Raw genomic sequence first — 12,738 nt, forward strand, 5'->3', positions numbered from 1 at the left:
CACCCGGCACGGCGGCGGGAGTGGATCGGTGGAGTGCGATCCCCCTGCGCCACCTGAGCCCCCGTAGCCCGGACTTCAGTCCGGGAATGGGCTGCACCGGATTCCTGAGCTGAAGCCCAGGCTACGGGCGGAGCGCCCCACAAACGATAAAGAGGCGCACAGGTGCGCCTCTCTGTACCACCTGCCGGGGTCAATCCTGGCTGGTCGCGCCGATGCGGTGGATCGACAGGTCGGCGCCGTAGTACTCCTGCTCCTGACTGAGGCGGATGCCCAAGGTCTTCTTCAGCAGGCCATACACGGCGAAGCCCCCCACCAGCGCCACCAACAGGCCCAGCGCGGTGCCGATGAACTGGCTGGCGAGGCTGACGCCGCCGAGGCCGCCCAGGGCCTGCTGGCCAAAGATGCCGCAGGCGATGCCGCCCCAGGCGCCGCACAGGCCGTGCAGGGGCCAGACGCCGAGGACGTCGTCGATCTTCCATTTCACCTGGGTGGCGGTGAAGGCCCAGACGAACAGCCCGCCGGCGATGGCGCCGGTGGCCAGGGCGCCCACCGGGTGCATCAGGTCGGAGCCGGCGCACACCGCCACCAGGCCGGCCAGCGGTCCGTTGTGCAGGAAGCCGGGGTCGTTGCGACCCACCAGCAGCGAGGCCGCCGTGCCGCCCACCATGGCCATCAGCGAGTTGACCGCCACCAGGCCGCTGACGCCCTGCAGAGTCTGGGCGCTCATGACGTTGAAGCCGAACCAGCCGACGATGAGGACCCACGAACCGAGAGCCAGGAACGGGATGTTCGAGGGGGCGAAGGCGATCAGCCGGCCGTCGCGGTAGCGGCCATCGCGGCGGCCCAGCAGCAGCACTGCGCCGAAGGCCAGCCAACCGCCCACGGCATGCACCACCACCGAGCCGGCGAAGTCATGGAAGCTGGCGCCGAAGCTGGCTTTCAGCCAGTCCTGCAGGCCGAAGTTGCCGTTCCAGATCAGCCCTTCGAAGAAGGGGTAGACGAAGGCGACGATCAGCGCGGTGGCGCACAGTTGCGGGCCGAACTTGGCGCGCTCGGCGATACCGCCGGAGATGATCGCGGGGATGGCGGCGGCGAAGGTCAGCAGGAAGAAGAACTTCACCAGCGCGTAGCCGTGGTCCTCCGCCAGTACGGCAGCCGGCTGCAGGAAGGTGACCCCATAGGCCACCCAATAGCCGATGAAGAAGTACGCCAGGGTGGAGATGGCGAAGTCCGAGAGGATCTTCGACAGGGCGTTGACCTGGTTCTTCTGTCGCACGGTGCCGACTTCGAGGAAGGCGAAGCCGGCGTGCATGGCCAGGACCATGACCGCGCCCATCAGGATGAACAGGGTGTTGGAGCCGTGGATCAGGGTTTGCACGGCGCTGCTGAGGTTTTCCATCGAGAGGGGGCTCTCCGGCAGTGAAAGGGCACCAAGAAAGGTCACAGCACCATCACAGCGCACCAGACTGATGCCACCCCACCGGGGGCCACTCCCTGGCGATGCCCCGCAACGGGGCAAAAGGCAGTGTGAAGCATCGGCTGATTCATGACTTTTCCTTTATTTATCAGTCGCTTGATCAATCAAGCGTGCACCTCGGCAGGCCGCCTTGCCGCTCGATAACGGGGCGTTTTCCAGCCGGGCGCACCAGGGCAAAGCAAGCCGCATACCAAGGCACGGCGGACGGCCGGGCAAATTTCCCCTGAACCCTTTGCGCCAGGAAGGGCTCAGAACCCCTGAGCCTTTCAAGGAGAACCACCATGCCCCGCAACAACGCCTCCCGCGCCCAGGACGACCTGATAGCCGAATTCCAGGCCCTCGTCGGTGACACCGAGAAACTGCTGCAGCACACCGCGAGCCTGGCCGGCGAGCAGGCCGAGGACCTCCGCCTGCAGATCCACGACTCCCTCAAGCGCGCCCGGGAAACCCTGAACCTCGCGGAAGAACGCCTGGTGGACAAGGGCAAGGCCGCCGTCGCCGCCACCGAGGGTTATGTGCAGGAGCACCCGTGGCAGACCATCGGCCTCGCCGCCGGGGTCGGCTTCCTGCTCGGCCTGCTGGCCAACCGCCGCTGACATGCAGGCGGACGCGCCCAACCCCGAGGCCGGCGAACCCGGCCCGTCGCCGCGCCGCCTCGGCGCGGCCGTGCTGGGGCTGCTGCACAGCCATGTGGAGCTGTTCGGCATCGAACTGCAGGAGCAGAAAGCCAGCAGCCTGCGCCTGCTGCTGTTTGCCGGGCTGGCGCTGGTCTTCGCCCTGCTGCTGCTGATGAGCCTGTCGGCGCTGGTCCTGGTGCTGTGCTGGGACGCCTGGCGCCTGCAGGCCATCGGCGGGCTCTGCCTGTTCTACGGGCTGCTCACCGTCTGCTGCGCCTGGCGCCTGAAGCTGGCCGTGGACGACGAAGCCTCCCCCTTCGCCGGCACCCTCGAAGAGCTGGCCCTTGACCGTGAGCGCCTGCTGCCATGACCCAGCCCCTGCCCACCTCCCGCCGTGAACTGCACAAGGCGCTGGTCCGCCTGCGCCTGGAGATGCACCGCCAGGAGATCCGCCACGAAGCCCAGGTGATCACCCGGCCCCTGCGCCGGGTGAAGGGCCTGGCGCAAGGCTGGCAGCATCCCCTCGGCCAGGGGCATGCACCACTCTGGGGCATTGCCGGCATCGCTGCGCTGGGTTTCTTCGCCGCTCGCGGCGGCTCGCTGGCGCGCTGGGTCCGCCTGGGTGGCACCCTGCTGCCGCTTCTGGGTGCCCTGTGGAAGCAACGCAGCCAGGCAATGGACCGCCCGCCCCGCTCCTGATCGTCGGACAAGCTGGCCACGTTCTTGCTAATGGATCGGTCCGGGCATCGCCCGCCGTTCCCGCGCTGGCCTGCGCGGACCCTGGGTCATTACAACAAGGAGCCGCCCGTGATCGAGGGGCAACCACTCGCCTCTTTCCAGCCCTTCATCGATACCGCCACCGGCCGGATCGCAGGGGTCGAGGCCCTGGGTCGGCTGCGCATGGAGGACGCCACCCTGCATTCGGTGGGCCCGCTGTTCGTCGACCCGCGCATCCCGCCCGCCGCCCTGCGCCGGCTGGACCGGGAGATCCGCGAGGACGCCCTGCGCCGCCTGCACGAAGCACCGGCCGACTGGTTCCTCAGCCTCAACATCTCGCCCCGCTGGATCAGCCGGCTGCGCCCCGGCCAGGCCCTGCCCAGCCTCAAGCAGCTGCAGCGCAACGGGGTGAGCCCCACGCGCATCGTCTTCGAGATCACCGAACTGGGCGGCGCCAGCCAGCGCCTGCCGGACGTGGTGGCGCGCTACCGCGAGGCTGGGGCGCGCATCGCCATCGATGATTTCGGCGCGGGTTATTCGCAGCTCGACCGGGTGCTGGCGTTGCAGCCGGACATCCTCAAGCTGGACATGCAACTGTTCCAGGCCGCCGCCCGGGGCGGGCCGAGCGGCGAGGTGGTGAAGGCGCTGGCGCAGATGGCGGAGAAGACCGGCTGCTGGATCATCGCCGAGGGCGTGGAGACCGAGGCCGAGCTGGACTTCGCCCTGGAGTGCGGCGCCCGCTACGTGCAGGGCTACCTGTTCGCCGCGCCGCACCTGGCGTTCTTCCCGGCGGATGCCTTCGTCGCACGCTTCGCCGAGCTGCGCGATCGCTACGTGAAACGCAAGCTGGCCCAGCGCTCGCAACTGATGGACATGCGCCAGCAACTGAACCGCCTGATGAACCAACTGAAGGCCTGGGCCGAGGCCGGCGGCGACCACCAGGCGCTGCCGAACCCCGCCGAGTTCCCCAGGCTGCTGCGCATCTACCAGTGCGACCGCACCGGCACCCAACTGACCCCCAACCTGGAATGGCACCAGGGCGCGTGGCGGGATGACGCCCGCTACCAGGGCCACAACTGGTCCTGGCGGCCGTACTTCTACCAGTTGCTGGCCGAGGGCTGGGAGGAGCGCCGCCTGACCCTCTCCAGCACCTACCGCGACGCCACCACCAACCAGTACTGCCTGACCGCCGGCCAGTTCATCGACAACGGTCGCCGCCTGCTGCTGGTGGACATCGACGCCGCCGGGCTCTGAGCCAGGCGCGGAACTCCTGCGGCCGTCCCAAGGTCCACTTGCCTCGCCCGGGCTTAACCGGGAAGCTAGCCTCCCATTGAGCCACTGAGGCGAGGACAGGCATTGGACTGGCAGACACTGCTTACGCGGGAACGGCTCGGCAAGCCGGTGCACAGCACCGAGGAGCTGGGCCGCAGCCCGTTCCACAAGGATCACGACCGCATCATCTTTTCCGGCGCCTTCCGCCGCCTGGGCCGCAAGACCCAGGTGCACCCGGTCTCCAGCAACGACCACATCCACACCCGCCTGACCCATTCCCTGGAGGTGGGCTGCGTCGGCCGCTCCCTGGGCATGCGCGTGGGCGAGGTGCTGCGCGAGGCGCTGCCGGACTGGTGCGAACCCTCGGACCTGGGGGTGATCGTGCAGTCCGCCTGCCTGGCCCACGACATCGGCAACCCGCCGTTCGGCCACTCCGGCGAGGACGCTATCCGCCATTGGTTCCAGCAGGCGGCCGGGCGCGGCTGGCTGGATGCGATGAGCGACGTCGAGCGTGCCGACTTCCTCAGCTTCGAGGGCAATGCCCAGGGCTTTCGCGTGCTCACCCAGCTGGAGTACCACCAGTTCGACGGCGGTACGCGCCTGACCTACGCCACCCTAGGCGCCTACCTCAAGTACCCCTGGACGTCCCGGCACGCCGAGGCATTGGGCTACAAGAAGCACAAGTTCGGCTGCTACCAGAGCGAACTGCCGCTGATGGAGCAGATCACCCAGAAGCTCGGCATGCCGCAACTGGAACCCCAGCGCTGGGCGCGCCACCCGCTGGTCTACCTGATGGAGGCGGCCGACGACATCTGCTATGCCCTCATCGACCTGGAAGACGGCCTGGAGATGGAGCTGCTGGACTACGCCGAGGTGGAGGCGGTGCTGCTGGGCCTGGTGGGCGACGACCTGCCGGAAACCTACCGCCAGTTGGGCCCTCACGACTCGCGCAGGCGCAAGCTGGCGATCCTGCGTGGCAAGGCCATCGAACACCTGACCAACGCCGCCGCGCGGGCCTTCGTCGAACAGCAGGACGCCCTGCTCGCCGGCACTCTGCACGGCGACCTGGTGGAGCACATGGACGGCCCGGCCAAGCGTTGCGTGCTGCGCGCCAAGGCCATCGCCCGCGAGCGCATCTTCCAGGACAAGCGCAAGACGCTGCATGAGATCGGCGCCTACACCACCCTGGAAATCCTCCTCAACGCCTTCTGTGGCGCGGCGCTGGAGCAGCACGGCGGGCGTACGCCGTCCTTCAAGAACCGGCGCATCCTCGACCTGCTGGGCAACAACGCGCCCAATCCGGGCTGGCCGCTGTACCGCTCCTTCCTGCGGGTGCTGGACTTCATCGCCGGCATGACCGACAGCTACGCCACCGAGATGGCCCGGGAGATGACCGGCCGTTCGAGCCCGGTCTAGGGAAGCGTCATGCGTCAGGCGATCAGGCAGAGCTTTCACTGGCACGCCGGCCCTCCGGCCTGGGGCCCGGCGGCCATCGCCGGCCTGGGCTGCGGCCTGCCGCTGCTGCTGGGCCTGTTCACTGCGCACACGGGCTTTCTCTGGGCAGCCACCGGGGCCTTCCAGGCGGCGCTGGCCAACCCGATGCACCGCTTCGGCATGCTGCGCATGCTGCTGCTCACGCTGCTCGGCGCCCTCAGCGCAGGCATCGGCTTCTGGGCCGCCAGCCATCCCCTGGCCAGCCTCGGCACCTTCGCCCTGTGGGGGTTCCTGCTGGCGGTGCTGCAGCGCTACGGCACGGAGCTGGGCAAGCTGGGGGTTGGCCTGGCGGTGTGTCTGTGCCTGGGCCAGGGCCAGGCCGGCAGCGGCAACCTGCACAACGGGCTGGCGGTGGGCGCGCTGTTCGCCATCGGCGGGCTGTGGGTGATGCTGCTGGCGTTCTTCCTGCGGGGCGCCCATGGCCTGCGCCTGTGGCCGGTGCTGCCGCGCCTGGGCGGGTTCATCAGGGTATTCGGCCGGCACGCCGGGCGCCTGCCGCAGCGGCTGTGGTGGATCCACGCCCTGGCCTGCACCCTGGCGGTGGCCCTGGCGGGCCTGGCGGCCAACCTCAGCGGCCTGCCCCGGGGCTACTGGCTGACGCTGACGGTGGTGACGACCTTGCAGATGGAGCTGGACAGCAGCCTGGTACGGGCCATACAGCGCAGCCTCGGCAGCCTGGCGGCAGCGCTGGCACTGATCCTGTTCGGCCACTGGCTGGAGAGCCCGGGTTGGCTGGTTACGGCGATGCTGCCGCTGATCGTGCTCAGCCGTGCCTTCATCGCTCAGCACTACGGCCTGTTCGTGGCGCAGACCACGCTGTGCTTCGTGCTGCTGGCCGAGAGCCTGGCCCACGACTGGCACCTGCCGGAAGTGCGGCTCTACAACAGTCTGCTGGGCGCAGCCTTGGCACTGCTGGTGGCCTATGGCGCGCACCGGGCACGCCTGCGCTGGGCGCCACGGGCGCCGGCGGAGGCAGAAGTGGAGGTAGGGGAAACACGTGGGGCGACTGGACCGGCACCGCTGGCGGAGCCCGTCACCAAGCCCCTGCGCGACTGACCCCCGCAGCGCCGCCGATCTCGACGCCTACGGGGTTGCAATGCGCTCAGACCAGCGCGTTGCGATTGGCGAATTCCACCAGCTCGATCAACGAGCGGGCGTTGAGCTTGAGCAGCAGGCGGGACTTGTAGGTACTGACGGTCTTGTTGCTGATGAACATCTCGTCGGCGATGCGCTTGTTGCTGTAGCCGTTGGCCAGGTACTTCAACACCACCAGCTCGCGGTCGGAGAGGCGGCTGATCAGCTCCTGCTCGTCGGGTACGCCGACCTGGCGCTTGCCAGAACGGATCACGTCGCTGGGGAAGTAGCTGTAGCCCGACAGCACCGCACGCACCGACGACGCCAGTTCGCCCAGGTCGCCTTCCTTGCAGACGAAGCCGGCAGCACCGGCCTGCATGCAGCGGGCGGCGTAGTGGCTGGGGTTCTGCCCGGTCAGCACGAGGATGCGCAGCGGCAGCTCCAGCGAGCTGAGGCGGGCGATGACGTCGAGGCCACCCAGCTTGGGGATGCCGATGTCGAGGATGATGAGGTCCGGCACGTGTTCCCGGGCCAGTGCGATGGCGTCCACGCCGTTGTCGGTCTCGGCGATCACTTCATACCCCTCGCGGTTGAGAAGCAGGCGCACGGCCAGGCGGATTACGGGGTGATCGTCGACGATCAGCACCTTGCTCGGTGCCTCGTTCCCCATGCGCAGGAACTCATCCAGGTCTACCAGTTTGCTCACCTTGTTATCTCCCTTGAGGTGTACGGGTTTCGCCAAGATAGAGATGACGGGAGACCTGTCGAGCGTCGATGGGGTGGATCGCAGGGATTAGGGACGCAGCCGTCAGAACCTTAGGAATAGTCCTACTTACCAGCCGCAGTGTCAGGGCCAAAACCCGTCTTTTCCCTCTGATTCCCAGCGTCCGCCAGCCTGGATACAGGTGCACAGCGCACCCGATTGTGCTTGGCAGCCTGAAGCCTTGCGGCAAGCGGCTCTTTTTCTGCCGCCACCGGCACTGACTCCGACCCTCATCTATGCTGCACACGCGCCTCAACGACAGGGATCAGGAGCTTCGGCAATGCCAAGGTCGCTCGAACGTCGATTTCCATTGCATGTCCACATCAGCCTGCTGTTCACCCTGCTTCTGTTGATCTCCGGAGTGGTCCTCGGCGTCTTCAACTACCGCCAGGCGACCCAGATCATCCTGTCCAGCAGCGATGCGCTGTTCGGACGGATCAGCCAGCAGGTGGAGGCGGACCTGGAAGGCACGTACCGCCCCATCGATACCCTGCTCAACCTCATGGCGCTGACCCCAGGCAACGCGCAGGATGCAGCCTGGCAGCGCCAGGAGCGCCTGCTCAGGCCCTTTGTCCAGGCCCTGCGCGACCACCCCAAGCTGGCCGCCCTCTATCAGGGGTACGACGACGGTGACTTCCTCATGGTCCGCCCGCTGCGCACCGAGGCGTTGAAGAAGCGCTTCGATGCCCCACCCGGTGCGGCCTTCCAGGTCTGGAGCATCGAGCGCAACAACCTCTCCCGTGCCCAGTCGGAATCACTGTTCCTCGACGACAACCTGGCGGTGATCAGCCGCCGGCAGAACCTCAACGAGCGCTACGATCCGCGCGGCCGCCCCTGGTTCAACACCGCCCTGGAGCAGGGTGGCCACATCGCCACCGCGCCCTACGTGTTCTTCTCCAGTGGTGCGGTGGGCACCACCCTGGCCATGCCGGCGGGCGAGGACTCGGTGATCGGTGCCGACCTGACCCTGGACGACCTGTCCGCCACCCTGGCCGCGCACCGGGTCACCCCCGGCACCCAGGTGGTGCTGTTCGCCCCTGGTGGCGAGGCGGTGGCGTATCCCGACAGCGCGCGCCTGATCACCCACATCGACGACAAGCCGCGCCTGAACATGGCCCGCGACCTGGACCCGGCCATTGCTGCGCTGCTCGCCCGCAGCGAGCAGGGTGACCTGCGCATCACCCTGAAGCTGGCGGGACGCCAATGGGTGGTTTCCCGCCAGCACCTCCAGGCGGGCGGTCCCAAGGGGCTCTACCTGGCCCTGCTGGTCCCAGAGGACGAGCTGCTGGCCGATGCCTATCGCATCCGTTGGCAGGGCGGCGTGCTCACTCTGGTCACCCTCATCCTGTGCATCCCGATCGGCTGGCTGCTCTCGCGCATCCTGGTGAAACCCCTGCGGGCGCTGGTGGTGGAGGCCGAGGCCATCCGCCGCTTCGACTTCGCCGTCCCCGCACTCGGCCGCTCCCCGGTGCTGGAGGTGGACCAACTGGCCGTGGCGATGGCGAAGATGAAGGACACGCTGGGCAGCTTCCTCGACATCACCGCCAGCCTGTCGGCGGAGAAGCGTTTCGATGCGCTGTTGAGCCGAGTCCTCAAGGAGACCGTGGAGATCAGCGAATCCGCCGGCGGCATCCTCTACCTGCTGGACGCCGAGCAGGGGCGGCTCGAACCCCAGGCCTTGTTTCTCGACGGCCAGCAGCGACAACCCACGGAGCTCGGCCTGTCGGCACACGGCAGGGATGACCCCGCCCTCCCCGCCTGGATCCGCCAGCCCGCCACCGGGGGCGCGACCCTGGCCCAGGCGCTCGGCTACGATCAGGCCGGCGAGTTGGGGCCGCTGCTGAACGCCCTGGGCACAGCGCGCGCGCACCTGATGGGCACCGGCCTGCACAACCGCCAGGGCGACACCATCGGCCTGCTGGTACTGCTGCAGCGCGACACCGACGGCGAGGCCGACCCAGCCATGCTGCGGCCGGAGCGTGTCGCCTTCGTCGAAGCCCTGTCCGGCGTGGCAGCGCTGTGCATCGAGAGCCAGCGCCTGCTGGAACGGCAGAAGCAGTTGCTGGATGCGTTCATCCAACTGATCGCCGGTGCCATCGATGCCAAGAGCCCCTACACCGGCGGCCACTGCCAGCGGGTGCCGGAGATCACCCTGGCACTGGCCCGCGCCGCAGCCGAGAGCGCAGACGGCCCCTTCCGCGACTACAACCCCACCGAGGAGGATTGGGAGGCCCTGCACATCGCCGCCTGGCTGCACGACTGCGGCAAGGTGACCACCCCCGAGTACGTGGTGGACAAGGCCACCAAGCTGGAAACCCTCTACGACCGCATCCACGAGGTGCGGATGCGCTTCGAGGTGCTCAAGCGCGATGCCTGGATCGCCTACTGGCAGGCCCGTGCCGAAGGCGCCGACGAGGCCGTGCTGGCCGCGCAGCGGGACACCTTGCTGGCCACCCTGGACGACGAGTTCGCCTTCATCGCCCGCTGCAACCTGGGCGGGGAGTTCATGGCCGAGGCAGACCAGCAGCGTCTCCAGGCCATCGCCGGGCGCACCTGGCTGCGCACCCTGGACGACCGCCTGGGGGTGTCCTGGGAAGAGGCCCAGCGCCAGGCGCGCACGCCGCCCCGCCCCCTGCCGGCGGAGGAACCGCTGCTGGCCGACCGCCCCGAGCACCTGCTGGAGCGCGCCGAGGGCGAGCGCATGGCGGTGGACAACCCCTGGGGGTTCCGTCTCGACGTGCCGGAGTACAAGTTCAACCGGGGCGAACTGCACAACCTCGCCATCGCACGCGGCACGCTGACGGCGGAGGAGCGCTACATCATCAACCACCACATCGTGCAGACCATCCTGATGCTCAGCCGCCTGCCCTTCCCGCCGCACCTGAAGAACGTGGCGGAGATCGCTGGCGGCCACCACGAGAAGATGGACGGCACCGGCTATCCCAAGCGCCTGCTCCGCGAGCAGATGAGCCTGCCGGCGCGGATGATGGCCATCGCCGACATCTTCGAGGCGCTGACAGCCGTGGACCGCCCCTACAAGAAGGGCAAGACCCTCTCCGAAGCGCTGGGGATCATGGCCGGCATGTGCAAGGGCGCGCACATCGACACCGAGCTGTTCGGGCTGTTCATCCGCAGCGGCGTGTACCGGGACTACGCCGAACGCTTCCTGCGGCCCGAACAGGTGGATGCGGTGGACGAAGCGCAACTGCTGCAGCGGGCGGAGGTTGTGGGGAACCCGTCATAGCGGCTGCGGTGTTCCTGCAGACATGAAAAAAGGCGCCCTGGGGCGCCTTTTCTCCGAGTCACGTCAACGCTTACTGGGCGTTGATCGCGTTCTCGGGGTACCACACGTCGACCAGCGGGCTGAGGTTGAACTCGGCCAGTTCGCTGCGGCCCTTGAGCCAGGCTTCCAGGGCGGTGCGCTGCTCTTCGTTGACCGAGCCGCGCTTGGCCAGGCAGACGAAACCGTAGTCTTCGCCACCGACGTAGCCCAGGCCGTTGCCATCGATGGCTTCGACGATGAAGGCATCCAGGAAGTCCTGCAATGCGTTGAGGTCCAGGCCTTCCTTGTAGGTCAGGCTGAGTTCGCAGCCCAGCTCCTGGAATTCATCCACACAGAGCTTCTTACGCAGGCGACGGGAGCGGTTCTTGGCCATCAGGCAGTCCTCAGAGGTTTTCAAGGCGCGCACTCTAGCAGGTTCGGCGCCGCTTGGCCCGTGCCGCATGGGCCCCTGCGCCCGGCGGTTGCTTGCGGCATAATGCGCGCATTTTCCCCAAACCACCGTGGGAACACCTTGCCATGCATGCCCCCGTTGTCCACCTCCATCCGGAGGACCGCCGTTGATGTCCCTGTTCAAGACCCTTCGCCCGCTCGCCTTCGCCGGCCTGTTCCTGCCCCTCGCCCTGCCGGCCCAGGCCGTCCAGGTCAACGCGACCCTCACACCGAAGGTCCAGCAGGCCCTGAAGAAGAACAAGATCGCGCCCTCCTCGCTGTCGCTGGTGACCCTGCCGCTGACCGGCCCGGGTGCCCAGACCATCTTCAACGCGGACGTGTCGGTGAACCCGGCCTCCACCATGAAGCTGATCACCACCTATGCAGCCCTGGAGCTGCTGGGTCCCACCTACCAGTGGAAGACCGAGTTCTATACCGACGGCACGCTCAAGGACGGGGTGCTCAACGGCAACCTCTATCTCAAGGGTGGTGGAGACCCGAAGCTGAACATGGAGAAGCTGTGGCTGATGATGCGCGACCTGCGCGCCAACGGCGTGCTGAAGGTCACCGGTGATCTGGTGCTGGACCGCAGCCGCTTCGTCCACCCGCAGTTGCCGGCGTTCAACGACGACGGCGGCGACGACAACAAGCCCTTCCTGGTGGGCCCGGATTCGCTGCTGGTCAACCTCAAGGCGCTGCGCTTCGTCGCCCGTGCCGATGGGGGCCGCGTGACCCTGGCGGCCGAGCCGCCCATCGAGAGCATCCGTCTGGACAACCAGATCAAGGTGACCAAGGCTGCGCCCTGCCCCGCCTTCCCGGACGTGCGCTACAACCCGGTGACCCAGTTCGACGGCACCACGGTGATCGCCATCGGCCAACTGCCGGAAGGCTGCAGCGCCCAGACCTACCTGTCGATCCTCGATCACCCGGCCTATGCCGCAGGTGCCGTGCGCGCCATCTGGAAGGAACTGGGCGGCTCGATCCTCGGCAAGGACCGCCAGGCCGATGTGCCCAAGGACGCCAAGCTGCTGGCCCGCGCCTTCTCCCCGGACCTGGTGGAGATCATTCGGGACATCAACAAGTACAGCAACAACACCATGGCCCAGCAGTTGTTCCTCAGCATCGGCGCGCAGTTCCGCAATGAAGTGGATGGCGACGACGCCAAGGCGGCACAGCGGGTCATCCGCAAGTGGCTGGCTCAAAAGGGCATAACTGCCCCGCACCTGGTGATGGAGAACGGCTCGGGGCTGTCGCGCAACGAGCGGATCAGCGCGCGGGAGATGGCCACCATCCTCCACGCGGCCTGGCAGAGCCCCTACGCCGCCGAATTCATCGCCTCGCTACCGCTGGTGGCGATGGACGGCACCATGCGCAAGCGCCTGCGCCGCACCCCCATGGCCGGCGAAGCCCACATCAAAACCGGCACCCTGAACACGGTGCGCGCCATTGCCGGCTTCAGCCGCGACGGCGCGGGCAACACCTGGGCGGTGGTAGCGATCCTCAACGACCCGCGCCCCTGGGGCGCCTCGTCGATTCTCGACCAGGTGCTGCTGGACCTGCACCAGTCCAAGGGCAGCACCCGTTGAGATGAACGGCGGCCCCGACCGGGGCC

11 protein-coding genes are annotated in these 12,738 nt (G+C 67.8%); 8 read left to right on the forward strand and 3 right to left on the reverse strand.

The window, feature by feature from the left end; translation table 11 throughout:
• Window positions 1-190: 190 nt before the first annotated feature.
• A complete protein-coding gene (locus A9G05_RS10070) occupies window positions 191-1,399 on the reverse strand; it encodes an ammonium transporter (RefSeq protein WP_069560842.1) in 1,209 nt (402 codons plus the stop codon).
• 359 nt (window positions 1,400-1,758) lie between these two features.
• Between A9G05_RS10070 and A9G05_RS10075 the strand changes: the two genes are divergently transcribed.
• From A9G05_RS10075 to A9G05_RS10100, 6 genes are all read left to right on the forward strand, one after another.
• Complete coding sequence (locus tag A9G05_RS10075; protein WP_044406086.1) at window positions 1,759-2,073, forward strand: YqjD family protein; 315 nt, start codon at window positions 1,759-1,761, stop codon at window positions 2,071-2,073.
• A gap of 1 nt (window position 2,074) precedes the next feature.
• On the forward strand, window positions 2,075-2,464 hold the full coding sequence (locus tag A9G05_RS10080; RefSeq protein ID WP_069560843.1) for a phage holin family protein: 390 nt from the start codon (window positions 2,075-2,077) through the stop codon (window positions 2,462-2,464).
• Window positions 2,461-2,793: a hypothetical protein gene (locus A9G05_RS10085; RefSeq protein ID WP_069560844.1), complete on the forward strand. Its 333-nt coding sequence runs from the start codon at window positions 2,461-2,463 to the stop codon at window positions 2,791-2,793. The genes A9G05_RS10080 and A9G05_RS10085 overlap by 4 nt, the downstream gene beginning before the upstream one ends.
• A gap of 108 nt (window positions 2,794-2,901) precedes the next feature.
• Complete coding sequence (locus tag A9G05_RS10090) at window positions 2,902-4,065, forward strand: EAL domain-containing protein (RefSeq protein WP_069560845.1); 1,164 nt, start codon at window positions 2,902-2,904, stop codon at window positions 4,063-4,065.
• Window positions 4,066-4,167: 102 nt separating this feature from the next.
• Window positions 4,168-5,499, forward strand: a complete 1,332-nt coding sequence (locus A9G05_RS10095; RefSeq protein WP_069560846.1) for a deoxyguanosinetriphosphate triphosphohydrolase — start codon at window positions 4,168-4,170, stop codon at window positions 5,497-5,499.
• 9 nt (window positions 5,500-5,508) lie between these two features.
• Window positions 5,509-6,633 (forward strand): FUSC family protein, encoded by a 1,125-nt coding sequence (locus A9G05_RS10100; RefSeq protein ID WP_083272534.1) that lies wholly within the window; start codon window positions 5,509-5,511, stop codon window positions 6,631-6,633.
• A 46-nt stretch (window positions 6,634-6,679) separates the two neighbouring features.
• Here the strand turns inward: A9G05_RS10100 and A9G05_RS10105 are convergent, their stop codons facing one another.
• Entirely contained in the window at window positions 6,680-7,321 is a 642-nt protein-coding gene (locus A9G05_RS10105; protein WP_069560921.1) for a response regulator transcription factor, read from the reverse strand.
• A 373-nt stretch (window positions 7,322-7,694) separates the two neighbouring features.
• Between A9G05_RS10105 and A9G05_RS10110 the strand changes: the two genes are divergently transcribed.
• Window positions 7,695-10,658, forward strand: coding sequence for an HD domain-containing phosphohydrolase (locus A9G05_RS10110; RefSeq protein ID WP_069560847.1), 2,964 nt, complete (start codon window positions 7,695-7,697; stop codon window positions 10,656-10,658).
• Between the two features lie 70 nt (window positions 10,659-10,728).
• Here A9G05_RS10110 and A9G05_RS10115 read toward each other — a convergent pair whose 3' ends face one another.
• A complete protein-coding gene (locus A9G05_RS10115) occupies window positions 10,729-11,070 on the reverse strand; it encodes a YggL family protein (RefSeq protein ID WP_044406107.1) in 342 nt (113 codons plus the stop codon).
• A gap of 193 nt (window positions 11,071-11,263) precedes the next feature.
• Between A9G05_RS10115 and dacB the strand changes: the two genes are divergently transcribed.
• Window positions 11,264-12,712, forward strand: coding sequence for a D-alanyl-D-alanine carboxypeptidase/D-alanyl-D-alanine-endopeptidase (dacB, locus tag A9G05_RS10120; protein ID WP_069560922.1), 1,449 nt, complete (start codon window positions 11,264-11,266; stop codon window positions 12,710-12,712).
• The last annotated feature ends 26 nt before the right edge of the window (window positions 12,713-12,738 follow it).

Origin of the sequence: Pseudomonas sp. ENNP23 (assembly GCF_001728945.1) — a bacterium.
Classification (GTDB): Bacteria; Pseudomonadota; Gammaproteobacteria; order Pseudomonadales; family Pseudomonadaceae; genus Metapseudomonas; species Metapseudomonas otitidis.